Below are 25,064 nucleotides of genomic sequence, written 5' to 3' on the forward strand. Positions count from 1 at the left end.
TCGACGACATGGAACCGACCCGCAGCGTCCGCCCCTTCGAAGTCGTCAGCGAGTACGAACCGAGTGGTGACCAGCCGGCCGCGATCGCCGAACTGGCAGGTCGCATCAACGCCGGCGAGACCGACGTCGTCCTCCTCGGCGCCACCGGCACAGGCAAGTCGGCGACCACCGCCTGGCTGGTCGAGCAGGTGCAGCGCCCGACCCTCGTCCTGGCCCACAACAAGACCCTGGCGGCGCAGCTCGCCAACGAGTTCCGCGAGATGTTCCCGCACAACGCGGTCGAGTACTTCGTGTCGTACTACGACTACTACCAGCCCGAGGCGTACGTCCCGCAGACCGACACCTTCATCGAGAAAGACAGCTCGATCAACGCCGAGGTCGAGCGCCTGAGGCACTCCACGACGAACTCGCTCCTCAGCCGGCGCGACGTCATCGTCGTCTCGACGGTCTCCTGCATCTACGGCCTCGGCACGCCCGAGGGCTACCTCGAGGCCATGATCGCGCTCCAGGTGGGTCAGAAGATCGACCGAGAGACCCTGATCCGCCGCTTCGTCTCGATGCAGTACCAGCGCAACGACATCGACTTCTCGCGCGGCAACTTCAGGGTCCGGGGCGACACCGTCGAGATCATCCCGATGTACGAAGAGCTCGCGATCCGCATCGAGATGTTCGGCGACGAGATCGAGGCTCTCTACGCCCTGCACCCCCTCACCGGCGACGTCGTCAAGACGCTCGACGCCGTGTCGGTCTTCCCCGGCTCCCACTACGTGGCGGGCACCGACGTGATGCACCGGGCCATCGGCACCATCAAGCACGAGCTGGCCGAGCGCCTCGGCGAGCTCGACCGCCAGGGCAAGCTCCTCGAGTCGCAACGGCTCCGCATGCGCACCACCTTCGACCTCGAGATGATGGAGCAGATCGGGTTCTGCAACGGCATCGAGAACTACTCCGCGCACATCGACGGCCGTTCGCCCGGCGAGGCACCGCACTGCCTGCTCGACTACTTCCCCGACGACCTGCTCGTCGTCATCGACGAGTCGCACGTCACGGTGCCCCAGATCGGCGCCATGTACGAGGGCGACGCCTCCCGCAAGCGCACGCTCGTCGACCACGGCTTCCGACTCCCGAGCGCACTCGACAACCGCCCCCTCAAGTTCGAGGAGTTCCTCGACCGGGTCGGGCAGAAGGTCTACCTGTCGGCGACGCCCGGCAAGTACGAGCTCGGCATCACCGACAGCGTGGTCGAGCAGATCATCCGACCCACGGGCCTCATCGACCCCGAGATCATCGTGAAGCCCTCCGAGGGCCAGATCGACGACCTCCTGGAGGAGATCCGCACCCGCACCGAGCGTGACGAGCGCGTGCTCGTCACGACCCTCACGAAGAAGATGGCCGAAGAGCTGACCGACTTCCTCACCGAGGCCGGCGTGCGCGTCCGCTACCTGCACTCGGACGTCGACACGCTGCGTCGCGTCGAATTGCTGACGGAGCTGCGTCAGGGCGTCTACGACGTCCTCGTGGGCATCAACTTGCTGCGAGAGGGCCTCGACCTGCCCGAGGTGTCGCTCGTGGCGATCCTCGACGCCGACAAGGAGGGCTTCCTGCGGTCGTCCACCTCGCTCATCCAGACCATCGGCCGTGCCGCCCGCAACGTCTCGGGTCAGGTCCACATGTACGCCGACGTCATGACCGACTCGATGAAGCGGGCCCTCGACGAGACCGACCGGCGGCGAGAGAAGCAGGTCGCTTACAACCTCGAGCGCGGCATCGACCCGCAGCCGCTCCGCAAGCGGATCGCGGACATCACCGAGGCACTCGCCCGCGAGGGTGCCGACACCGCCGCGCTGCTCGCCGGACGCGACGGCAAGAAACGGTCCCCCACGCCCAACCTCAAGCGCGAGGGGCGGGGGGCCGAGGCCGCGAACGGCATCGAGTCGATCATCGCCGACCTCAACGAGCAGATGCTGCAGGCGGCGGCCGAGCTCAAGTTCGAGCTCGCGGGCCGACTCCGAGACGAGGTCGCCGACCTCAAGAAGGACCTCCGGCAGATGGAGGCGGCCGGCCATGTCCGCTGACCGTCGCCGCGTCGTCGTCACCGGTGCGACCGCGGGGCTCGGCTTCTTCGCGGCCGAGCAGCTCGCGGCTCAGGGGCACCGGGTGGTCCTCGCCGCCCGTGATCCCGAACGCGCCGTGCGCGCCGCCGACACCATCCGGGAGAACGTGCCCGGGGCCGATCTCGAGACGGTCGACCTCGACCTCGCCGACCTCGCGTCCGTCGCCTCCGGAGCCGCCGCGGCGGCCGCCGGGGGAGAGGTCGACGTCCTGCTCGCGAACGCCGGAGTCGTCGGCTCACGCCGACGCCAGACGACGGCCGACGGCTTCGAGCTGCAGTTCGGCACCAACCACCTCGGTCACTTCGCCCTGGTGTCGCACCTCATGCCGGCCCTCGCCGCTGCGTCGGCGGGCCGGATCGTGCACCTGGGCAGCATCAGCCACCGCTTCGTCCGCCTCGACCTCGACGACCCGATGATGGTCTCGAGCTACTCGGGATCGGTCGCCTACGCCCGGTCCAAGCTGGCGGTCATGACCTTCGGCTTCGAGCTCGACCGCCGGCTCCGCGCGGCCGGGTCGAGCGTCACGAGCCTCGTCGCCCACCCCGGGTTCTCGTGGGAGGCCACGAGCGAGCCCCGCCCGCCCGTCGTCGTGCCCCGGCGTCCGCCGGCCGTGCTCACCTCGATCTCGCACACCTTCTCCCAGGGCAAGGAGACCGGAGCCGAGCCGCTAGTCCGGGCCGCGACGGGCGACCCCGTGGCGGGAGGGGAATACTGGGGCCCCGCCGGCTGGTTCCAGCTGACCGGCGCGCCGGCGCTCGTCCCGGCGAAGCGCCATGCGCGCGATCCCGCCGCGGCCGCCCGCCTGTGGTCCGTGTCCGCCGACCTCACCTCGACCGAACCCGTCCTCTAACGACCGGGGGCCGACCGACGATGTCGGCGGCCTCCGTAGAATGGCAAGAGTGTCAATCTCACCCGTAGAAGGTGCCCCCAAGCTCAGCGTCCGGGGCGCCCGAGTCCACAACCTCCACAACGTCGACCTCGAGATCCCGCGTGACTCGATGGTGGTGTTCACCGGTCTGTCGGGCTCCGGCAAGTCGTCGCTCGCCTTCGACACGATCTTCGCCGAGGGCCAGCGACGCTACGTCGAGTCGCTCTCCGCGTACGCCCGCCAGTTCCTCGGCCAGGTCGACCGCCCCGACGTCGACTTCATCGAGGGCCTCAGCCCCGCGGTCTCGATCGACCAGAAGTCGACCAACCGCAACCCGCGGTCGACGGTCGGCACGATCACCGAGATCTACGACTACATGCGCCTCCTCTGGGCGCGCATCGGCGTCCCCCACTGCGCCGTGTGCGGCGAGAAGATCAGCCGCCAGACCGTGCAGCAGATCGCCGACCAGCTGATGACCCTCGAGACCGGGACCCGCTTCCAGGTGCTGAGCCCGATCGTGTCGCAGAAGAAGGGCGAGTTCGTCGACCTCTTCGCCGAGCTGGCCTCGCAGGGCTACTCCCGGGCGATCGTGGACGGCGAGCAGATCCAGCTGAGCTCGCCCCCGAAGCTGAAGAAGCAGGTCAAGCACGACATCTCCGTCGTCGTCGATCGCTTGGTCGCGTCGGCCGACGGCCTCACCCGCCTCACCGACAGCCTCGAGACGGCGCTCCGCCTCACCGACGGCCTCGTGACCGTCGACTTCGTCGACACCGACGCCGGGGCGGCCGGCAAGTACCGCACGTTCAGCGAGAAGCTCTCGTGCCCGAACGGCCACCCCGTGCAGCTGACCGAGATCGAGCCGCGCACCTTCTCGTTCAACGCCCCCTTCGGCGCCTGTCCCGAGTGCTCGGGCCTCGGCACCCGCATGGCGGTCGACACCGACCTCGTCCTGGGCGACCCCGAGCTCAGCCTCGCCGAGGGCGTCATCCTCCCGTGGACCAACTCCGGCAAGGGCCTCTACAACTACTTCCAGAAGCTGCTCGAGGGCCTCACCGTCGACCTCGACTTCAGCCTGAGGACGCCCTGGAAGGACCTGTCGCCGCGCATCCAGGAGGCCGTCCTGCAGGGCAACGACTTCGAGGTCACCGTCAAGTGGCGCAACCGCTTCGGACGAGAGATGAAGTACTCGACGGGCTTCGAGGGCGTCATGCCTTACATCGAGCGCAAGTACGCCGAGGCCGAGACCGACAGCCAGCGACAGCGGTACAGCGAGTACCTGCGCGAGATCCCGTGCTCCGTCTGCAAGGGCAAGCGGCTCAAGCCCGAGGTGCTGGCCGTGACGGTGTACGACCACAGCATCGCCGACGTGGCCGACCTCAGCCTGGCGGACGCCTTCGCGTTCATGAACGACCTGTCGCTGACGGCGAGGGAGGCGCGGATCGCCGCGCAGGTGCTCCGCGAGATCCGCGTCCGCCTCGAGTTCCTGCTCGAGGTCGGCCTCACCTACCTGTCGCTCGCCCGCTCGGCGGGCTCCTTGTCCGGCGGCGAGGCGCAGCGCATCCGGCTCGCGACGCAGATCGGCTCGGGCCTCACGGGCGTCCTCTACGTCCTGGACGAGCCGAGCATCGGCCTCCACCAGCGCGACAACCGACGCCTCATCGACACGCTGGTCAAGCTCAAGAACCTCGGCAACACCCTCATCGTCGTCGAGCACGACGAAGACACGATCAAGACGGCGGACTGGGTCGTCGACATCGGACCGGGCGCCGGCGTCAACGGCGGCACGGTCGTCCACTCGGGCAGCTACGACGACCTGCTGGCGAACACCGACTCGTACACGGGCGACTACCTCGCCGGCCGGCGTTCGATCGAGACGCCCGCCACGCGACGTCCCGTCGACCGACGTCGGCAGATCTCGGTCCAGGGCGCCAAGGCCAACAACCTCCGCGACGTGTCGGTCGACTTCCCGCTCGGCACCTTCGTCGCGGTCACCGGCGTGAGCGGCTCGGGCAAGTCGACGCTCGTCAACGACATCCTGTACAAGGTGCTCGCCAACAAGCTCAACGGCGCCCGCCAGATCCCCGGCAAGCACCTCCGGGTGACGGGCCTGGAGAACCTCGACAAGGTCGTCCACGTCGACCAGGCCCCCATCGGCCGCACGCCGCGGTCGAACCCGGCGACGTACACGGGCGTCTTCGACCGCATCCGCAACCTCTTCGCCGAGACCGTCGAGGCGAAGACCCGCGGCTACCTCCCCGGCCGCTTCAGCTTCAACGTCAAGGGCGGGCGCTGCGAGAACTGCGCCGGCGACGGCACGATCAAGATCGAGATGAACTTCCTGCCGGACGTCTACGTCTCGTGCGAGGTCTGCGGCGGTGCGCGCTACAACCGCGACACGCTCGCGGTGCACTACAAGGGCAAGAACATCTCCGAGGTGCTCGACATGCCGATCAGCGAGGCGGCAGAGTTCTTCGAGCCGATCTCGGCGATCTCCCGCTACATGAAGACCCTCGTCGACGTCGGCCTCGGCTACGTCCGCCTGGGCCAGAGCGCCACCACCCTGAGCGGCGGCGAGGCGCAGCGCGTCAAGCTCGCGACCGAGCTCCAGAAGCGCTCGAACGGGCGCAGCGTGTACGTGCTCGACGAGCCCACGACGGGGCTGCACTTCGAGGACGTCCGCAAGCTCCTCCTCGTGCTCAACGGGCTCGTCGACAAGGGCAACACGGTCATCACGATCGAGCACAACCTCGACGTCATCAAGTCGGCCGACTGGCTGATCGACATGGGGCCGGAAGGCGGCGCCGGAGGCGGCACCGTGCTCGCGACCGGCACTCCTGAGCACCTGGCCACGGTGCCCGAGAGCCACACGGGCGTGTTCCTGGCCGAGATCCTCGAGCAGGGCCACTCGGCACCGGGCCCGGCCGTCGCCGCACGCTCGAAGGCGTCGGCGAAGCGTCGCCGGGAGGCCGTCGAGGCACGATGAGCAACACGGTCTCCTGGCGCCCGCCGGCCCGCGACATCCCCACCGACCCCGGCGTGTACCGGTGGCGCGACGAGCGCGGGCGCGTGCTCTACGTCGGCAAGGCGAAGAACCTGCGGGCTCGGCTCAGCAACTACTTCGCCCCCCTCCCGACGCTGCACGAGCGCACGCGACGCATGGTGCTCAGCGCCCGCTCGGTCGACTGGACGGTCGTGGGCAGCGACATCGAGGCCCTCCAGCTCGAGTACACGTGGATCAAGGAGTTCGACCCGCCCTTCAACGTCAAGTTCCGCGACGACAAGACCTACCCGTTCATGGCCGTGACCCTCGGCGACGAGGCGCCCCGCGTGATGGTGACGCGCAACCCGCGCATCAAGGGAGCCAAGTACTTCGGGCCGTACCCGAAGATCTGGGCCGTCCACGACACGATCGACCTCATGATCAAGGTCTTCCCGATCCGCACCTGCTCCGACAGCAGCTACAAGAAGGCCATGCAGACCGGCAAGCCCTGCTTCCCCGGTCAGATCGGCCGCTGCGGCGGGCCCTGCTCGCAGAAGGTGACCGTCGAGGAGCACCGCGCGATCGTCGACGAGTTCGTCAAGTTCATGGGCAGCTACGACAAGCGCGTCATCGCCGAACGCCAGAAGGCCATGAAGACCGCCGCCCTCGAGCAGCGGTACGAAGAGGCGGCGCGCTACCGCGATCAGGTGCAGGCCCTCGAGGCGGTGCTCGACAAGTCCGCCGTGGTGCTGCGCGACTCGGTCGACCTCGACCTCTTCGCGCTGGCGGAGGACGAGCTCGCGGCGGCCGTCCAGCTGTTCACGGTGCGCGGGGGGCGCATCCGGGGCTCTCGGGGGTGGGTCGTCGACAAAGAGATCGACATCTCGACGGGCGAGCTCGTCGAGCAGGTGCTGCAGGGCCGGTACACCCCGGGCAGCGAGGTCCCCCGGGAGATCCTCGTGACCGAGGTCCCCGACGACGTCGAGGCGCTCGAGTCGGTGCTGAGCGAGGTGCGGGGCCGCGGCCGGGTGCAGATCCGCACGGCCCAGCGGGGCGAGAAGGCGAGTCTCATGCAGACGGCGACGCTGAACGCCCAGCAGGCCCTGATGCTCTACAAGACGCGGCGCAGCGCCGACTTCGCGACGAGGTCGACGGCCCTGGCCGACATCCAGGAGGCGCTCGGCATGTCCGAGGCCCCGCTGCGGATGGAGTGCTACGACGTCTCGCACCTCTCCGGCACGAACATCGTCGCCTCGATGGTCGTCTTCGAGGACGGTCTGCCGCGGAAGGACCAGTACCGCCGGTTCAGCATCCCGCAGTCAGCCGACGACACCGAGTCGATCCACCAGACCCTGACCCGACGGCTCGCGCGCCTCGACGACGAGCTCGCACCCGTGGAGGAGGTGGGGGAGCAGCGCAAGCGGTTCGCCTACCGTCCGAACCTGCTCATCGTCGACGGCGGACAGCCCCAGGTCGCAGCGGCTCGCCGAGCCCTCGAGGAAGCCGGCGTGACCGACATCGCACTCTGCGGCATCGCGAAGAGGCTGGAAGAGATCTGGCTGCCGGACGACGACTTCCCCGTCATCCTGCCGCGGAACTCCGACGCGCTGTTCCTGATCCAGCGCATCCGCGACGAGGCCCACCGCTTCGCCATCACGTTCCAGCGTCAGCGTCGCAAGCGCGACATCGCGTCGCAGCTCGCCGAGATCCCCGGTCTCGGGCCGTCGCGCGTCGCGGGGCTGCTCAAGCACTTCGGCTCGGTCAAGCGCCTGCGAGAGGCGGGCATCGACGAGATCTCGTCGATCAAGGGCATCGGCCCGACGCTCGCGTCGGCGATCGTGGGGCGCCTCCGCGGCGACCTGGCGGAGGTCGACGAGGCCGTCGACGCCGTGGATCCCGGCGACGCCGACGCGACCCCCGAGAGCGAGGGGTCGGACGCCGGGACGTCGGAGGCCGAGTCCGTCGGCGTCTAGGATCGAACCGCCCCGAGCCACCTCCACCGAAGGTCACGTGAGCATGAGCGACGTCACAGAACAGCAAGAGGTCCTGATCGTCACCGGCATGTCCGGGGCCGGTCGTTCGACGGTGGGTAACGCGCTGGAGGACCTGGGCTGGTACGTGGTCGACAACCTCCCCGCGCAGATGCTGCGGCCGCTGCTCGACCTGGCCGAGCGGGCGGGCGACTCCCTGCCCCGCATCGCGGCGGTCGTCGACGTCCGCGGCGGCCGGTTGTTCTCCGAGGCCCAGGAGGCCGTCCGCACCCTGCGCGCGAGCATGCCGAGCAAGGTGCGGGTCCTCTTCCTCGACGCCACCGACGCCGTCCTGGTCCGCCGGTTCGAGCAGGTCCGGCGACCCCACCCGCTGCAGGGCGACGGCACCCTGCTCGACGGGATCCTCGCCGAGCGTGCCCGGATGGAGGAGCTCCGCGAGACGAGCGACGTCATCGTCGACACCTCCGAGCTGAACATCCACCAGCTCGCGACCAGCATCACCGAGACCTTCGCCGAGTCCGAGCGGCCGGGCGTCCAGGTCACCGTGCTCAGCTTCGGCTTCAAGTACGGGCTGCCGACCGACTCCGACATGGTGGGCGACGCGCGGTTCCTCCCCAACCCGTTCTGGGTGCCCGAGCTGAGGTCGCAGAACGGCCTCGACGAGCCCGTCACCGAGTACGTCATGGCCCAGTCCGGGGCCCGTGACTTCGTCGAGGCCTTCGCCCGCGCGCTGGAGCCGGTGCTGGCGGGCTACCAGCGTGAGAACAAGAGACACGCTACGATCGCCATTGGCTGCACGGGCGGCAAGCACCGTTCCGTCACCCTCGTCGGCGAGCTGGCCGTGCTCCTGCGCCGGCTGCCGGGCGTGGCCGTCAGCGTCAAGCACCGCGACCTCGGTCGCGAGTGACCGGTCTGCGTCGGCGCACGACCCGTGCTGACCGACGTCGCACGACGCGACGTCCGACGCCGCCGAGCCAGGGCCCCGACGCCCCGCGCGACCTGCGTCGCGCCGATCCTCCCCAGAGTTAGGAACACCACCCGTGGCACAGACCGCCGACGTCAAAGAAGAACTCGCCCTCGTCGAGGTCAGCCGCACGACGGTCCGCGCGGCCGAGCTCGCGACGATCCTCCGCTTCGCCGGCGGGCTGCACGTCATCTCCGGCCGCATCGCCGTCGAGGCCGAGCTCGACAGCCCCACCATCGCCCGTCGCGTCCGGAAGGACCTGGCCGAGCTCTACGGCGCCCGGAGCGACGTGTCCGTCGTGGCCGCCTCCGGTTCACGTCGCACCCCGCACTACCTCGTGCGCGTCCACGAGGCGGGGGAGACCCTCGCCCGTCAGACGGGTCTCATGGACCAGCGACGCCGACCCGTCCGCGGTCTCCCGAACCGCCTGACGACGGGGTCGCGCGACGACCTCGCCGCGATCTGGCGGGGCGCCTTCCTCGCCCAGGGCTCGCTGACGGACCCGGGGCGCTCCGCGTCCCTCGAGGTCGTCTGCCCCGGCAACGAGACCGCCATGGCGCTCGTGGGGGCCGCCGGCCGCCTGGGCGTGCAGACGAAGGCCCGCGAGGTGCGCGGCGTCCACCGCGTGCTGGTGCGAGACGGAGAGGCCATCAGCGCCATGCTCGCCGTGATGGGCGCGCACAAGAGCGTCGGCGAGTGGGAGGAGCTCCGTCAGCGCCGTGAGGTGCGGGCGACCGCCAACCGGCTCGTGAACTTCGACGACGCCAACCTGCGCCGCTCGGCCGAGGCCGCCGTGGCCGCGTGCGCCCGCGTAGAGCGGGCCATGGAGCTCCTCGGCGACGACATCCCCGACCACTTGAAGTACGCGGGCGACCTCCGCCTCGCGCACCGGGACGCCAGCCTCGACGAGCTCGGCCACCACGCCGACCCGCCCATGACGAAGGACGCCGTCGCCGGTCGCATCCGCCGCCTCCTCGCCATGGCCGACAAGAAGGCGTCCGACCTCGGGGTGGCGGGCACCGAGGCCAGCCTGCCCGCCGACATCGACCTGCGCTGAGGTCCGCCTCCGCGACGCGTCGCACGTGGACGCACGGGGAGGCCCGACTGGTACTGTCGTGAACGGTCAGGCGTCCTGCTTCCCCGAGGCCGGGGCGCCCCCGACAGGGCCTGGTCGCCCGCCCCCTCCACGCGTCCCCACGACGCCTGATCAACAGGAGTTCCATTGACCGTCAAGATCGGCATCAACGGCTTCGGTCGCATCGGCCGCAACTACTTCCGCGCCGCGCTCGCCAAGGGCACCGACATCGAGATCGTCGCCGTCAACGACCTGACCGACAACGCCGCCCTCGCGCACCTGCTCAAGTTCGACTCCATCACCGGTCGCCTCGACGCCACCGTGGAGCTCGACGGCGACTCGATCGTCGTCGACGGCAAGCCGATCAAGGTCCTCGCCGAGCGCGACCCCGCCAACCTCCCCTGGGGCGAGCTGGGCGTCGACATCGTCGTCGAGTCGACCGGCTTCTTCACCAAGGCGGAGGACGCGCGCAAGCACATCGACGCCGGCGCCAAGAAGGTGCTCATCTCGGCTCCCGCGACGGGCGACGACGCGACGATCGTCCTCGGCGTCAACGAGGGCATCTACGACCCCGCGAACCACCACATCATCTCGAACGCGTCGTGCACCACGAACAGCCTCGCGCCCCTGATGAAGGTCTTCCTCGACAACTTCGGCGTCGAGCGCGGCCTCATGACGACGGTCCACGCCTACACGGCCGACCAGAACCTCCAGGACGGCCCCCACAAGGACCCCCGTCGTGCCCGCGCCGCAGCCGTCAACATCGTCCCCACCTCGACGGGTGCCGCGAAGGCCATCGGCCTCGTCATCCCCGAGCTCTCGGGCAAGCTCGACGGCTACGCGCTGCGCGTCCCGGTCCCGACCGGCTCGATCACCGACGTCACGCTGGAGACGAGCACGCCGGTGACCGTCGAGCAGATCAACGCCGCCTACAAGGCCGCCTCCGAGGGCGAGCTGAAGGGCATCCTGCTCTACTCCGAAGACCCGCTGGTCTCGTCCGACATCACCACCGACCCGCACTCGTCGATCTACGACTCCGGCCTGACGAAGGTCATCGGCAACCTGGTCAAGATCACCTCGTGGTACGACAACGAGTGGGGCTACTCCAACCGCCTCGTCGACCTGACGAAGTACGTGGCCGACCGCCTGTAGCACCCGGTCGCGAGACCAGATCGAGAACGACCGGAGGCGGTCAGGCCGTGCGCCTGACCGCCTCCGCCGACGAGAGAGAAGACATGACCCTGCGAACCCTCGACACCTTGGGGCCCCTGGGCGGCAAGCGCGTCATCGTCCGGTGCGACCTGAACGTCCCGCTGGCGGACGGCGTGATCACCGACGACGGCCGCGTCCGCGCGTCCCTGGCGACACTCGAGCAGCTCATCGGCCAGGGCGCACGCGTCGTGGTCGTCTCCCATCTGGGTCGTCCTGGCGGCGAGGTCGTGGAGAAGTACAGCCTCCGTCCCGTCGCCCAGCGGCTGAGCGAGCTCCTCGGCAAGAGCGTCGGCTTCGCCGACGACACCGTGGGCCCGGCCGCCGCCGAGGCCGTCGCGGCCCTCTCCGACGGCCAGGTCACCGTCCTCGAGAACCTGCGGTTCTCGGCGGCCGAGACCTCGAAGGACGCAGCCGAGCGACGCGCGTTCGCCGAGCAGCTGGCCGAGCACGGCGACGTGTTCGTCTCCGACGGCTTCGGCGTCGTCCACCGCGAGCAGGCGAGCGTCTACGAGCTGGCCCAGCTCCTGCCGAGCGCCGCAGGCCTCCTCATCTCCACCGAGCTCGAGGTGCTCGACAAGCTGACCGAGAACCCCGAGCGGCCCTACACGGTCGCCCTGGGCGGATCGAAAGTCTCCGACAAGCTCGGCGTCATCGAGCACCTCCTGCCCCGCGTCGACTCCCTGCTCATCGGCGGCGGGATGCTCTTCACGTTCCTCGCCGCACAGGGCCACCCCGTCGGCGGCAGCCTCCTCGAGGCCGACCAGATCGACCGGGTCAAGGGCTACCTGGCCGAGGCGGAGAAGCGCGGGGTCGACCTCGTCCTGCCGGTCGACGTCGTCGTCGCGTCCGCGTTCTCCGCCGACGCCGACCACGAGGTCGTGGGCGTCGACGGCATCGAGTCGTCCTCGATCGGCGACGGCGCGATCGGGCTCGACATCGGCCCCGAGACCGCCACCCGGTTCGCCGAGATCGTCCGGTCGTCGACGACGGTCTTCTGGAACGGCCCGATGGGCGTGTTCGAGTTCGACGCCTTCGCGCACGGCACGAAGACCGTCGCCCAGGCCTTGACCGAGGTCGCCGGCCTCGGCGTCGTCGGCGGCGGCGACTCCGCGGCCGCCGTCCGGGCCCTCGGGTTCACCGACGACCAGTTCGGACACATCTCCACCGGTGGTGGAGCCAGCCTCGAGTTCCTCGAGGGAAAGAAGCTCCCCGGACTGGAGGTCCTCGGATGGTGACCACACGCACGCCGCTCATCGCGGGCAACTGGAAGATGAACCTCGACCACCTGCAGTCGATCGCGTTCGTCCAGAAGCTCGCCTGGAGCCTCAAGGACGCCAAGCACGACCACTCCGTGGTCGAGGCGGCCGTCTTCCCGCCGTTCACCGACCTGCGCAGCGTGCAGACCCTGCTGGACGCCGACAAGCTCGAGCTCGCCCTCGGCGCGCAAGACCTGTCGGCGTTCGACTCCGGGGCCTACACGGGCGAGATCTCCGGCGCCTTCCTGGCGAAGCTCGACGTTCGGTACGTGCTCGTCGGCCACTCCGAGCGGCGCACCCTCCACGCCGAGGACGACGACGTCGTCGCGACGAAGGTCGCCGCCGCCCACCGCCACGGGCTCGTGCCCGTCATCTGCGTGGGCGAGACGGCCGACGACCTCGAGCAGCACGGTCCGAGCGCGGTCCCGGTCGCCCAGCTCCGCGCCGCCCTGGCGCAGGTGCCCTCCACCGCCGAGATCGTCGTGGCGTACGAGCCCGTCTGGGCCATCGGATCGGGCAAGGCGGCGACGGCCGAGCAGGCCCAGCAGGTCTGTGCCGCTCTCCGCGCGACTCTCGCCGAGGTGGTGGGCGCCGAGGGTGCCGCCGCCACGCGCATCCTCTACGGCGGCTCGGTCAAGTCGGGCAACATCGCGTCGTTCATGCGCGAGCCCGACGTCGACGGCGCCCTCGTCGGCGGTGCGAGCCTCGACGTGGACGAGTTCGCGAGCATCGTCCGCTTCCCCGCGCACGTCGGCGTCTGACCCCTGCGCCCGTCGGGCTCGCCCCTCCGCCACCCGCGGGGGAGGCGGGCCGGACGGACGCGTCCGGTTATACTCATTGACGGTCTCACCGCATCGAAAGGCATTCCGTGGAAATTCTCCAGGTCGTACTGCAGGTGTTGCTCGGCATCACGAGCCTCCTGCTGACCCTGCTCATCCTGTTGCACCGCGGTCGCGGCGGCGGGCTCTCCGACATGTTCGGCGGCGGTGTCACCAGCAACCTCGGGGCGTCCGGCGTGGCCGAGCGCAACCTGAACCGCATCACCGTCTTCCTCGGCCTGCTCTGGATCACCTCGATCGTGGTGCTCGGCCTCATCACCAAGTTCTCGGCGGTGAGCTGATGGCCTCGGGCGGCAGCGCCATCCGCGGCTCGCGCGTCGGCGCGGGCCCCATGGGCGAACAAGACCGCGGTTACCACGCCGAGCGGGTCACCATCTCCTACTGGGACGCCCTCGGCAACGAGGTCGTCCGCCATTTCGCGGCCAACGTGCCGGAGGACGAGATCCCCGAGACGGTGGACTCGCCCTCGTCGGGACTCCCCGCCGGTCGCGACAAGGCGAACCCGCCGACCGTCGCGAAGCTCGAGCCCTACAAGACACACCTCGCGTACGTGAAGGAGCGCCGCACCGAAGAAGAGGCCGCTCAGCTGCTCGACGAGGCGCTGCAGCAGTTGCGTGTGCGCCGCGGCAAGGCCTGATCAGCCGCCTCCGCACCGCCAGGACGCCCCACGACCTCGAGTCGTGGGGCGTTCTCACGTCAGGGGCTGGTGGACCGGTGGGACGTCGCGGACCGGACCGGGCATCCGTCCCTCACCCGGGAACGACGACGGCCCCCGCACCGTGAGCGGGGGCCGTCGTCGTCTGCGCCCCGGAGGAGCGCCGTGCGTCAGTAGGTCGACGCGATCAGGTTCTCGGGCACCTCGGCCGCCGCGTCGCGATCGACGAAGAAGACGGTGCGCTTGCGGCCCTTCACGCCGGCGACCGGCACCTGGTCGGCACCGGCGCCCGCGAGGGCGAGACCGAGCGACGAGGCCTTCTCGGCACCGGCGAGGATCATCCAGACGCGCTGCGAGTTGTTGATGACGGGCAGGCTGAGCGTGAGGCGCACGGGCGGCGGCTTGGGGGAGTCGTCGATCGTGAGGACCGTGGGCTCCGTCATGCGGATCTGGCCCTTGTCGGGGAAGAGCGAGGCGATGTGCCCGTCGGGGCCCACGCCGAGCAGCGTGATGTCGAAGCGGGGAGCGTCGTCGTCGGCCTGGGCGTGCTCGAGCAGCTCGGCGCGGTAGGCCACCGCGGCGGCCTCGACGTCGGCGTGGTCGCCCACGGCGCCGAACCGGTGCACGTTCTCGGGCACGACCCCGATGTGGTCGAGCAGGTCGATGCCGGCCTGCCGGTCGTTGCGGTCGGCGTCGTCGGCCTCGACCCAGCGCTCGTCGGCCCACCAGAACGAGACCTTCGACCAGTCGACGCTGTCGCGAGCGGGGGAGGCGTTGATGGCCGCGAGCACGAGCGTGCTCACGGACCCTCCGCTCACCACCACGTGGGCGTAGTCCTGTTCCTCGATCACGTCGATGATCTTGGTGATGAAGCGCGCGGCGACTGACGCGCCCAGCGATCCCTTGTCGGGGTGCACGAGCACCCGGCGTTCGTTCGTCACTGTCTCAGTCTGCCCTAGCTGTTCTCGACGGGTTCGCCGAGCTGGCGCACACCGTGCTTCACGACGTTCCCGAAGAGGTCGTCGGGGTCGAGTCTACGGAGTTCCTCGGCCAGGCAGTCCCGGAGGGACCGGCGTGGCAGCGAGAGGTCGTGGGTCGGCTGGCCCGGCTGGGTCAGGGTCGCCACGTTGACGACCGAGCGCTCCAGCTCGATGGGTCCGGAGGCGCGGACCAGCTTCACCCCGTGGATGCCGCTCGAGCCCGTGGCGCGCGTCGTCGCGTCGTCGCCTACCGGCACCTGGAGCTGCAGCCTCAGCCACGCGGCCAGCAGCAACGTCGAGGGGGAGTCGGGCGACCCGCTCACCTCGACGGCCGTCACCGGCTCGTACGGCGGCTGGTCGAGGACCGCAGCGAGCTGGGCCCTCCACAACGTGAGGCGCGTCCAGGCGAAGTCCGTGTCGCCCGGCTCGTAGGTGTCGGCCTGGTCGACGATGGACTGCCGGGGATCGGCCTGGCTCGCCGCGTCGGTGATCCGACGCTGGGCGATCCTGCCGAGGGGCGACTCGGAGACGATCACGGGGTGGTCGCCGGGCCACCAGACGACCACGGGGGCGTCGGGCAGGAGCAGGCCGGTGACGAGTCCCTCCTCGTCGCTCGCGGTGTCTCCGTAGGCACGGAGCAGGATGACCTCGCTCGCGCCGGCGTCGCCTCCCACCCTGATCTGGGCGTCGAGGCGCGCGTCGACGTCGACGTCGTGCCCTCCGGGCGACGACGAGACGACGATGACGCGCATCGGGTGCTCGCGCGACGCCTCGTTGGCGGCCTCGATGGCCTCTTCCTCCTCGCCCAGGCGGGTCGAGATGATGAGGGTCAGCACGCGGCCGAGGGCCACGGCACCACCCTCCTCGCGGATCTTGACGAGGGTCTTCTGCACCCGGCTGATGGTGCTCGAGGGGAGGTCGACGATCACGGGCGTCTCCAGGTCCGGCCGTCACGGGCCATCAGGTCGTCAGCGGACTTCGGGCCCCAGGTGCCGGGGCGGTACTGCTCGGGCTGGCCCTGAGTGGCCCAGAACTCCTCGATCGGGTCGAGGATCTTCCACGAGAGCTCGACCTCCTCGTGGCGGGGGAACAGCGGCGGGTCGCCGAGCAGCACGTCGAGGATGAGCCGCTCGTAGGCCTCCGGGCTGGCCTCGGTGAAGGCGTGGCCGTAGCCGAAGTCCATCGTCACGTCGCGCACCTGGGTGCCGATGCCCGGCACCTTCGAGCCGAACCGCAGGGTGACGCCCTCGTCGGGCTGGACGCGGATCACGAGGGCGTTCTGCCCCAGCGAGGTCTGGTGGCCGAAGATGTTCTCCGGCACCTGCTTGAAGACGATGGCGATCTCGGTGACCCGACGCCCCAGGCGCTTGCCGGCCCGCAGGTAGAAGGGGACGCCGGCCCAGCGGCGGGTGGCGATCTCGAGCTTGACCGCGGCGAACGTCTCGGTGACGCTCTCCGGGTTCATGCCCTCCTCGTCGAGGAAGCCGAGCACCTTCTCGCCGCCCTGCCACCCGCCGGAGTACTGGCCGCGAGCCGTGCCGGCGGCGATGTCCTCCGGGATGCGCACGGCGGAGAGGACCTTCTCCTTCTCGGCGCGGAGGTGCTTCGCCGAGAACGTGACAGGCTCCTCCATCGCCGTGAGGGCGAGCAGCTGCAGCAGGTGGTTCTGGATCACGTCACGCGCGGCGCCGATGCCGTCGTAGTACCCGGCGCGGCCTCCGACGCCGATGTCCTCCGCCATGGTGATCTGCACGTGGTCGACGTACGACGAGTTCCAGAGCGGCTCGTACATCTGGTTGGCGAACCGGAGGGTGAGGAGGTTCTGGACCGTCTCCTTGCCGAGGTAGTGGTCGATGCGGAAGACCGAGTCGGGCTCGAAGACCGTCTCGACCACGGCGTTGAGCTCGCGCGCCGTGCGGAGGTCGCTGCCGAAGGGCTTCTCGATCACGACGCGGCGCCAGGCGCCGTCCTTCTCCTCCGCCAGCCCCGAGCTGCGCAGCTGCTCCGTGACCATCGGGAACGCCTTCGGCGGGATGCTGAGGTAGAAGGCGTGGTTGCCCATCGTCCCGCGTTCACGGTCGAGCTCCTCGATGGTGTCCTTGAGGCGGGTGAAGGCCTCGGCGTCGTCGAAGACGCCCTGGACGAAGCGGAAGCCCTCCTTGAGCTGGCGCCACACGTCCTCGTCGAAGGGGGTGCGCGCGTACTGCTTCACCGCCTCGTAGACGACCTGCTCGAAGTCCTGGCCCTCCCACTCGCGTCGGGCGAACCCGACCAGGGCGAACCCGGGGGGCAGGAGGCCGCGGTTGGCGAGGTCGTACACGGCGGGCATGAGCTTCTTGCGGGAGAGGTCGCCCGTGACGCCGAAGATGATGAGGCCGCTGGGGCCGGCGATGCGATTGAGCCGTCGATCCGAGGGCAGCCGCAGCGGGTTGCTCTCCGGAGTGATCTCGACCGGTGACATGTGTCTCTGCTTCCTTGGTTGGTCAGGAGCGTCGGGGCGGCCCGACGACGAGGGGCCGGTGCCGTGGTCGGCACCGGCCCGTCGTCAGCGCAGGGCCGACCGCAGCGCGGGGAGGACGACGGAGGCGTCCTCGACCGTGAGGGTGAGGACGGGTCGTCCCCGCCCCGCGAGCACCGCGGCGTCGCCGGCGGCCTGCGCCTGGATGAGCTCGCCGAAGGTGAACGGGCTCCCCGGCACCGCGAGGTCGCCGGAGGCGCGCTCCACGACCTGCAGGAACGCCCCGGTCGCCGGGCCGCCCTTGTGGTACTGACCCGTCGAGTGGAGGAACCGGGGCCCCCAGCCGAAGGTGACCGGTCGTCCGAGCCGGCCGGCCAGGTCGTCGCGGAGCTCCACGAGTTCCGGGGCGAGGGTGCGGTCGACGTAGGCCTGGACGGCCAGGTACCCGTCGGGCCCGACGGCCGCCAGCAGGGAGGCGACGGCCGACCCGAGCGAGTCGCCGGCGGAGAGCCCGCCCGCGGCGTGCACCGCGATGCCGTCGACCTCGAAGGCCGGGGCCTCGACCTCGGGGCGACCGTCGAGCAGAGCCCGTGTCGCGACCTTGGCCGACTCGACGTCGGGCTGGTCGAAGGGGTTGATGCCGAGGAGGCGGCCCGCCACGACGACGGCGTACTCCCACAGCATGATCTGACCGCCGAGCGAGCCCGAGATCTCGACCTCGCCCGGGGCGACCTCCCTCGTCTCGGCCGCGTTGGCCACGAGCCGCACGACTTGCACGTCGGCGAGCCCGAGGCCGATCTCGGGGGAGTCGGTGCCGACGACGACCGGCAGCAGGCCGCGCCCGAGCTTGCCGGTCGACTCGGCGATCAGCTGCTCGGCCCAGTCGGCGAAGCCCACGATGTGGGTGCCGTCGGCGACGATGGCGATCTTGTCGCGCAGCGGGACCGTGCCGGCGAGCACCGCGCCGAGGACCAGCGCGGGGTTGTCCGCCCGGTCCTGGGCGAGCTCGACGGTCACGGCGTCGGCCTCCGCGAGCAGCTCGCGGACGTCGGCGCCGGCGAGGCCCGCCGGCACGAGCCCGAAGGCGGTGAGGGCGGAGAAACGGCCCCCGACCGACGCGTCGGCCGTGAACACCCGGTACCCGGCCTCACGGGCCGAGGCCTCCAGGGGAGAACCAGGGTCCGTGACGACCACGATCCGTCCGGCGGGGTCGATGCCGGCCTCGGTGAAGGCCTGCTCGAATGCGGCCCGCTGGCTCGCGGTCTCGACCGTGGAGCCCGACTTCGACGAGACGACGAGCACCGTCCGGTCGAGCCGGTCGGCCAGTGCAGCCACGACCTGGGTCGGGGCCGTCGAGTCGAGCACGGTCAGCTCCACCCCGTAGGTGCGCGTGATGACCTCGGGGGCGAGCGACGAGCCTCCCATGCCCGCGAGCACGACGTGGTCGACGCCCTGCTCGGCCAGCTCGACGCGCAGGGCGTCGATCTGGTCGAGCAGCGGCGCCGAGACCGCGACGGACTCGGTCCACCCGAGGCGACCCGCCGCCTCCTGCTCCGCGTCCGGGCCCCACAGCGTGGGGTCCTGGGCCGTGATGCCGGAGGCGACGAGGTCGCTCACGAGGGCGGGGACGACGCGCTCGACCGCCTCGGCGGCGTCACCGCGCGCGGCGATCGTGAGCGTCACTAGGAGGCGTCGCCCGGCTTGGCAGCCTCGAGGGCGGCGGTGACGGTGTCGAGCAGCTCGTTCCAGGAGACGATGAACTTCTCCACGCCCTCCTTCTCGAGGAGCTCGGTGACCTCGTGGTACGAGACGCCCTGGGCTGCGATGGCGTCCATGACCTCGTTCGCCGACGCGTACGAGCCGCTGATCGTGTCGCCGCGCACCTCGCCGTGGTCGAACGTGGCCTCGAGGGTCTTCTCCGGCATCGTGTTGACGACGTCGGCGGCGACGAGCTCGACCACGTAGGTCGTGTCGAGCACGGCCGGGTCCTTGACGCCGGTCGAGGCCCAGAGGGGACGCTGCTTGTTGGCGCCGGCGGCGAGCAGGCCCTTGGCACGCTCGGTGTCGAAGGCCTGCGTGTAGACCTCGTAGGCGAGCTGGGCGTTGGCGACGCCGGCCTTGCCCTTGAGGGCCTTCGCCTCGTCGCTGCCGACGGCCTCGAGGCGCTTGTCGATCTCGCTGTCGACGCGCGACACGAAGAACGACGCGACCGAGTGGATCTCGGTGATGTCGATGCCCGCGGCCTTGGCCTGCTCGAGACCCGTGAGGTAGGCGTTGATGACGGCCCGGTAGCGCTCGAGCGAGAAGATCAGCGTGACGTTGACGCTGATGCCCTTGGCGATCACGGCGGTGATGGCCTCGAGGCCCTCCACCGTCGCGGGGATCTTGATCAGCGCGTTGGGGCGGCCGACCTTGGCGGCCAGCGTCACGGCCTGGTCGATGGTGCCCTGGGCGTCGTGCGCCAGGCCCGGCTCGACCTCGATCGAGACGCGGCCGTCGAAGCCGTCGGTGCTGTCGTAGATGCCGCGGAAGATGTCGCAGGCCCGCGTGACGTCGTCGGTGGTGATCTCGAAGACGGCGTCGGTGACGCTCACGCCGGTCTTGGCGAGGAGCGCGACCTGGTCGTCGTAGGCCTCGCCCTTGGCGAGGGCCGACGCGAAGATGGTCGGGTTGGTGGTGACGCCCACGACGTCGCGCTCGGCGATCAGCTTCTCGAGGCCGCCGGCGTTGATGCGCTCGCGCGAGAGGTCGTCGAGCCAGATGCTGACGCCCGCGGCGGAGAGCTGTGCGGTGTTGGTGTCGGTCATGTCGTTCTTCTCTTTCTTGCCGGCGCTCAGAGAGCGGCCAGCGAGTCCTTGACGGCGGCCACGGCGGCTTCGGTGGTGATGCCGAACTCGCGGTAGAGGGTCTTGTAGTCGGCGGAGGCGCCGAAGTGCTCGATGGAGATGCTGCGTCCGGCGTCGCCGACGATGCCGCGCCACGGGAGCGCGACGCCGGCCTCGATCGAGACGCGAGCCTTGACGGCGGCGGGGAGCACCGACTCCTTGTACTCGGCGCTCTGCTCGTCGAACCACTCGAGGCTGGGGGCCGAGACGACGCGGGCGTTGATGCCCTCGCCGCGCAGGACCTCGCGCGCCCCGACGGCGATCTGCACCTCGGAGCCCGTGGCCACGAGGATCACGTCGGGCGTGCCGCCCGGGGCCTCGGCCAGGACGTAGGCGCCCTTCGCGACGTTCTTCGCCGAGGCGAAGGTCTCGCCCTCGGCGTCGCCCTCGCCGCGCTCGAACACGGGCAGGTTCTGACGGCTGAGCGCCAGGCCGGCCGGGCCGCTGTGGCGGTCGAGGATGGTCTTCCAGGCCCAGGCGGTCTCGTTGGCGTCGGCGGGGCGGACCACGTCGAAGTCGGGGATCGCGCGCAGGGCGGCGAGCTGCTCGACCGGCTGGTGCGTCGGGCCGTCCTCGCCGAGGGCCACGGAGTCGTGGGTCCAGACGTAGGTGACGGGCGACTTCATCAGGGCGGCCAGGCGCACGGCGGGGCGCATGTAGTCGCTGAAGATGAGGAAGGTGCCGCCGAACACGCGCGTGTTGCCGTGCAGGGCGATGCCGTTCATGATCGAGCCCATGGCGTGCTCGCGGATGCCGAAGTGCAGGACGCGGCCGTAGGGGTTGCCCTGCCACTCGTGCGTCGACCACTCGGCCGGGACGAACGAGCCGCCGCCGTTGATGGTCGTGAGGTTCGACTCGGCCAGGTCGGCGGAGCCGCCCCAGAACTCGGGGACGACGGCGGCGATGGCGTTGATGACCTTGCCGGAGGCGGCTCGCGTGGAGACCTCCTTGTCGGTCGGGAAGACCGGCAGCGCCTCGTCGAGGCCCTCGGGCAGCTCGCCCGTCAGGACACGCTCGAGGAGCGCCTTCTTCTCCGGGTTGGCCGCGGCCCACGCGTCGAAGGACTCGCGCCACTCGGCGTGCTGCGCCTGGCCGCGCTCGACGGCCTTGCGGGTGTGCTCGAGGACCTCGGGGTCGACGTCGAAGGTCTTCTCGGGGTCGAAGCCGAGCACCTCCTTCAGGCCCGCGAGCTCCTCGGCGCCGAGCGCCGAGCCGTGGATCTTGCCGGAGTTCTGCTTCTTCGGCGAGGGCCAGCCGATGATCGTCTTGAGGATGATCAGCGACGGCTTGCTCGTCTCGGCCTTGGCGGCCTCGACGGCGTCGTTGAGCGCGGCGACGTCCTCGACGTACTCGCCCGTCTTCTTCCAGTCGACGACCTGGACCTGCCAGTCGTAGGCCTCGTAGCGCTTCTGGACGTCCTCCGTGAAGGCGATGTTGGTGTCGTCCTCGATGGAGATCTGGTTGGAGTCGTAGATCACGACGAGGTTGCCGAGCTGCTGGTGGCCGGCGAGCGAGGACGCCTCGCTGGTGACGCCCTCCTGCAGGTCGCCGTCGCCGGCGATGACGTAGACGAAGTGGTCGAAGGGGGAGGTGCCGACGGCGGCCTCCGGGTCGAACAGGCCGCGCTCGAAGCGGGCGGCGTACGCCATGCCCACGGCGGAGGCGAGGCCCTGGCCGAGCGGGCCGGTCGTGATCTCGACGCCGTCGGTGTGGCCGTACTCGGGGTGGCCGGGGGTCTTCGAGCCCCAGGTGCGGAGCGCCTTGAGGTCGTCGAGCTCGAGGCCGTAGCCGCCGAGGTAGAACTGGACGTACTGCGTCAGGGAGCTGTGGCCGACCGAGAGGACGAACCGGTCGCGACCGATCCACTCGCTGTCGCTCGGGTCACGGCGCATGACCTTCTGGAAGAGGAGGTACGCGGCGGGCGCGAGGCTCATCGCCGTCCCCGGGTGGCCGTTCCCGACCTTCTCGACCGCGTCGGCCGCGAGGACGCGGACCGTGTCGACGGCCTTGTTGTCAATGGATTCCCACTGCAGATCTGCCACTGGAAGATGACCCTTCTTGTTGCGAACTGCGCGGGGTCGATTCGCTCCCGCGCTGACATGCGCCTGCCGAGACGTCGTCGGCTGCGGCCGCTCGGGCACGAGAGGAGGCCTCGAGACAAGGGAGCTGATGGTTCGATGTCGAGGATTCCGTCGCCGTGCGGGCGTGCGACTGGCAAGCACCTGCAAGTATAGGGACGAACGGGGTCCGCATGCCCGCACCGAGCGCCCCGTCCCGCCGTCAGCGTCGCCGGTCATCGCCTAGACTCCCAGGGCCGAACCGTACATCTCGTCAGAGGGACCCATGACCGCAGCCATCGACACCCGCCCCACCACCGGACCCCGGGGCATCCGTCGGACGGCTCGCGCGTACGTCGCGCTGACGAAGCCCCGCGTCATGGAGCTGCTGCTCGTGACCACGGCGCCCACGATGTTCCTGGCCCAGGGCGGCGTGCCGAACCTGTGGCTCGTGGCGGCGACGCTGATCGGCGGCGCGCTCAGCGCCGGGTCCGCGTCGGCCTTCAACTGCTACATCGACCGCGACATCGACCGCATCATGAAGCGCACCCAGGGTCGCCCGCTCGTGACGGGCGAGGTGACCGACCGCGAGGCGCTGGTCTTCTCGTACGTCGTGGGCGTCGCCTCCATCGTCTGGCTCGCCCTCACGGTCAACCTGCTCTCGGCGGCGCTCTCGCTGGGCGCGATCCTGTTCTACGTCGTCGTCTACACGCTCTGGCTGAAGCGCCGCACCCCGCAGAACATCGTCTGGGGCGGCATCGCCGGCTGCATGCCGGTGCTCATCGGCTGGGCCGCCGTCACGAACGACCTCAGCTGGGCCCCCGTCATCCTGTTCATGGTGATCTTCCTCTGGACGCCGCCGCACTACTGGCCGCTCTCGATGAAGTACCGCGCCGACTACGCCGCCGCCGCCGTGCCCATGCTCTCGGTCGTCCGCGGGCGCTCCATCGTCGGGCTCCAGGTGATCCTCTACGCGTGGGCCACCGTCGCGTGCTCGCTCATGCTCGTGCCGGTCGCCGACATGGGCGTCCTCTACACGGTCGTCGCGCTGGCGAGCGGCGCCTGGTTCATCGTCGAGTCGCACCGGCTGTACAGCCGGGCGATCCAGCACGTCGCCGAGGTGCGCCCGATGCGCGTCTTCCACAGCTCGATCACGTACCTGACGCTGCTCTTCCTGGCCGTGGGCATCGACCCGCTGCTGCCCTTCTGACGCGGTGTCCGCCGAGCACGGTCCCGTCAGGGCGGTGCAGGTCGTCCGGACGGCCCGCCCCGACGACGTCGACGACCTCGCCGACCTGAAGCTGCACGCGCTGCGTCCCGACCTCGAGCGGGCCGGCGCGTGGGACCCTCCGTACAACCGTGCGCGCTTCGTCCGTGAGTTCGTGGCCGCCGAGACGCGCGTGGTCGAGGCCGGTCCGCGCCTGGTCGGCTGCCTCGCCGTGCACCCCGAGGCCGACACGACGTGGCTGCGCCACTTCTACCTCCACGAGGAGGCGCGGGGCCGCGGCCTCGGAAGCCGCCTCCTCGACGAGGCGCTCGCCTCCGTCGCCACGGGGTCGGTGCACCTCGACGTGCTGAGCGGCAGCCGCGCCATGTCGCTCTACCGCCGTCGAGGCTTCGTCGTCGTCGAGGACGACGGCGTCGACACGATCATGCGCCTCGACCTGGCCTGAGGCGCCGGCCCCGGGGGCGCGGGGTCAGCGCAGCGCGGGCTCAGCGGCGGCGACGATCGGCTCGAGCTCGTCCTCGGCCTGGTCGTTGCGGAGGGTCAGGAGGACGGCCGTCATCGCGGCGACGAGCAGGGCCGCGAGCACCATGTGGGTGCCGACCAGCACCGGGGGGAGTCCCGTGCGGGCCTGCAGGAGGCCGACCGCGACCTGGGCGAGCTCGACGCCGAGGAGCAGGAGCGGGAAGCGGCGGGGGAGCCCCGCACGGACCGTCCAGGCCACGAGCGCGACGGTGAGGAGCAGGGTCGCGTAGGCCGGCCAGCTGTGCACGTGCTCCATCACCTCGGGCGCGAGGCCGTTGCGCGGCGTCTGCGCGTCGCCCGCGTGCGGGCCGGCACCGGTCGTCAGGATGCCCACGACGACGGTGAGGAGCACGACGACGGCCGTGACGCGCGCCAGGACGGCGTAGCCGGGGGGCGTCGCGGCGTGGTGGCCCCGGGGCCCCCGGAGGACCCGGTACACCAACGTCGTCGTCAGCGCGACCAGCACGATCGAGACGAGGAAGTGAGCCCCGACGATGTACGGGTTCAGGCCCGTCAGGACGGTGATGCCCCCGAGCACGGCCTGGAGGGGGATGCTCATGCCCTGCGCGAAGGTGAGCCAGAAGAGCTCGCGACGGACGCGGCGCATCCGCAGGACGGAGAGGAACGCGAGGATCACGACGGCCGTCAGGACGAAGGTCAGGAGGCGGTTGCCGAACTCGATGACGCCGTGGATGCCCATCTCGGGCGTGCTCACGAACGAGTCGGCGGTGCAGCGCGGCCACGTCGGGCAGCCGAGGCCGGACCCGGTGAGGCGCACCGCGCCTCCCGTGCCGATCAGGAGCACCTGGCAGACGAACGAGGCCCAGACGACGATGCGCACGCGGCGGTCGACCGTCGTGGGCAGCCACGACCACGCCCTCGAGAGGAGGCCGGTCGCGTTCGGGTCCGTCTTGCTCACAGTTGGCTGCCTTTCGTCACATCAGGGGCTCAGCCCTGTAGAATCACGGAGTTCAGAGAAC

The 25,064-nt window shown here is 70.4% G+C and carries 20 protein-coding genes; 13 read left to right on the forward strand and 7 right to left on the reverse strand.

Features of this window, described 5'->3' with window-relative positions; translation table 11 throughout:
• Positions 1-8: 8 nt before the first annotated feature.
• The 11 genes from uvrB to EDF38_RS07520 all read left to right on the forward strand — a co-directional run bounded on the left by uvrB (position 9) and on the right by EDF38_RS07520 (position 13,936).
• Complete coding sequence (uvrB, locus tag EDF38_RS07470) at positions 9-2,075, forward strand: excinuclease ABC subunit UvrB (RefSeq protein WP_123354657.1); 2,067 nt, start codon at positions 9-11, stop codon at positions 2,073-2,075.
• On the forward strand, positions 2,065-2,964 hold the full coding sequence (locus EDF38_RS07475) for an SDR family NAD(P)-dependent oxidoreductase (protein ID WP_123354658.1): 900 nt from the start codon (positions 2,065-2,067) through the stop codon (positions 2,962-2,964). Before uvrB ends, EDF38_RS07475 begins: the two co-directional genes overlap by 11 nt.
• A gap of 40 nt (positions 2,965-3,004) precedes the next feature.
• Positions 3,005-5,965: an excinuclease ABC subunit UvrA gene (gene uvrA, locus EDF38_RS07480; protein WP_123354659.1), complete on the forward strand. Its 2,961-nt coding sequence runs from the start codon at positions 3,005-3,007 to the stop codon at positions 5,963-5,965.
• Positions 5,962-7,935 carry an excinuclease ABC subunit UvrC gene (gene uvrC, locus EDF38_RS07485; protein ID WP_123354660.1) on the forward strand — a complete coding sequence of 658 codons (1,974 nt, stop codon included), beginning with the start codon at positions 5,962-5,964 and terminating at the stop codon, positions 7,933-7,935. Before uvrA ends, uvrC begins: the two co-directional genes overlap by 4 nt.
• Before the next feature lie 43 nt (positions 7,936-7,978).
• A complete protein-coding gene (gene rapZ / locus EDF38_RS07490) occupies positions 7,979-8,860 on the forward strand; it encodes an RNase adapter RapZ (RefSeq protein WP_123355094.1) in 882 nt (293 codons plus the stop codon).
• A 133-nt stretch (positions 8,861-8,993) separates the two neighbouring features.
• Positions 8,994-9,974 (forward strand): DNA-binding protein WhiA, encoded by a 981-nt coding sequence (whiA, locus tag EDF38_RS07495; protein WP_123354661.1) that lies wholly within the window; start codon positions 8,994-8,996, stop codon positions 9,972-9,974.
• A gap of 165 nt (positions 9,975-10,139) precedes the next feature.
• Positions 10,140-11,144 carry a type I glyceraldehyde-3-phosphate dehydrogenase gene (gap, locus tag EDF38_RS07500; protein WP_123354662.1) on the forward strand — a complete coding sequence of 335 codons (1,005 nt, stop codon included), beginning with the start codon at positions 10,140-10,142 and terminating at the stop codon, positions 11,142-11,144.
• Positions 11,145-11,227: 83 nt separating this feature from the next.
• The gene (gene pgk / locus EDF38_RS07505) at positions 11,228-12,439 is read left to right on the forward strand and encodes a phosphoglycerate kinase (protein ID WP_123355095.1); all 1,212 of its coding nucleotides are present in this window, start codon (positions 11,228-11,230) and stop codon (positions 12,437-12,439) included.
• Positions 12,433-13,221 carry a triose-phosphate isomerase gene (tpiA, locus tag EDF38_RS07510; RefSeq protein ID WP_123354663.1) on the forward strand — a complete coding sequence of 263 codons (789 nt, stop codon included), beginning with the start codon at positions 12,433-12,435 and terminating at the stop codon, positions 13,219-13,221. The genes pgk and tpiA overlap by 7 nt, the downstream gene beginning before the upstream one ends.
• A gap of 107 nt (positions 13,222-13,328) precedes the next feature.
• The gene (gene secG, locus EDF38_RS07515; protein WP_123354664.1) at positions 13,329-13,580 is read left to right on the forward strand and encodes a preprotein translocase subunit SecG; all 252 of its coding nucleotides are present in this window, start codon (positions 13,329-13,331) and stop codon (positions 13,578-13,580) included.
• A complete protein-coding gene (locus EDF38_RS07520) occupies positions 13,580-13,936 on the forward strand; it encodes an RNA polymerase-binding protein RbpA (RefSeq protein ID WP_123354665.1) in 357 nt (118 codons plus the stop codon). Before secG ends, EDF38_RS07520 begins: the two co-directional genes overlap by 1 nt.
• Positions 13,937-14,124: 188 nt before the next feature.
• Here EDF38_RS07520 and pgl read toward each other — a convergent pair whose 3' ends face one another.
• From pgl to tkt, 6 genes are all read right to left on the reverse strand, one after another.
• Positions 14,125-14,895, reverse strand: coding sequence for a 6-phosphogluconolactonase (gene pgl / locus EDF38_RS07525; protein WP_123354666.1), 771 nt, complete (start codon positions 14,893-14,895; stop codon positions 14,125-14,127).
• 14 nt (positions 14,896-14,909) lie between these two features.
• The gene (locus tag EDF38_RS07530) at positions 14,910-15,863 is read right to left on the reverse strand and encodes a glucose-6-phosphate dehydrogenase assembly protein OpcA (protein ID WP_123354667.1); all 954 of its coding nucleotides are present in this window, start codon (positions 15,861-15,863) and stop codon (positions 14,910-14,912) included.
• Positions 15,860-17,395 carry a glucose-6-phosphate dehydrogenase gene (zwf, locus tag EDF38_RS07535; protein ID WP_123354668.1) on the reverse strand — a complete coding sequence of 512 codons (1,536 nt, stop codon included), beginning with the start codon at positions 17,393-17,395 and terminating at the stop codon, positions 15,860-15,862. Before zwf ends, EDF38_RS07530 begins: the two co-directional genes overlap by 4 nt.
• A gap of 84 nt (positions 17,396-17,479) precedes the next feature.
• Entirely contained in the window at positions 17,480-19,075 is a 1,596-nt protein-coding gene (locus EDF38_RS07540) for a glucose-6-phosphate isomerase (RefSeq protein ID WP_123354669.1), read from the reverse strand.
• Positions 19,075-20,199, reverse strand: a complete 1,125-nt coding sequence (gene tal, locus EDF38_RS07545) for a transaldolase (protein ID WP_123354670.1) — start codon at positions 20,197-20,199, stop codon at positions 19,075-19,077. Before tal ends, EDF38_RS07540 begins: the two co-directional genes overlap by 1 nt.
• 26 nt (positions 20,200-20,225) lie before the next feature.
• Positions 20,226-22,319 carry a transketolase gene (tkt, locus tag EDF38_RS07550; RefSeq protein WP_123354671.1) on the reverse strand — a complete coding sequence of 698 codons (2,094 nt, stop codon included), beginning with the start codon at positions 22,317-22,319 and terminating at the stop codon, positions 20,226-20,228.
• A 301-nt stretch (positions 22,320-22,620) separates the two neighbouring features.
• Between tkt and EDF38_RS07555 the strand changes: the two genes are divergently transcribed.
• Positions 22,621-23,544, forward strand: a complete 924-nt coding sequence (locus EDF38_RS07555) for a heme o synthase (RefSeq protein ID WP_123354672.1) — start codon at positions 22,621-22,623, stop codon at positions 23,542-23,544.
• 34 nt (positions 23,545-23,578) lie between these two features.
• Positions 23,579-24,007: a GNAT family N-acetyltransferase gene (locus tag EDF38_RS07560; RefSeq protein WP_158613330.1), complete on the forward strand. Its 429-nt coding sequence runs from the start codon at positions 23,579-23,581 to the stop codon at positions 24,005-24,007.
• Positions 24,008-24,031: 24 nt separating this feature from the next.
• Here EDF38_RS07560 and EDF38_RS07565 read toward each other — a convergent pair whose 3' ends face one another.
• On the reverse strand, positions 24,032-25,003 hold the full coding sequence (locus tag EDF38_RS07565) for a heme A synthase (protein ID WP_123354674.1): 972 nt from the start codon (positions 25,001-25,003) through the stop codon (positions 24,032-24,034).
• Between the last annotated feature and the right edge of the window lie 61 nt (positions 25,004-25,064).

This window comes from Frigoribacterium sp. PhB160 (assembly GCF_003751785.1).
Taxonomy (GTDB): Bacteria; Actinomycetota; Actinomycetes; order Actinomycetales; family Microbacteriaceae; genus Frigoribacterium.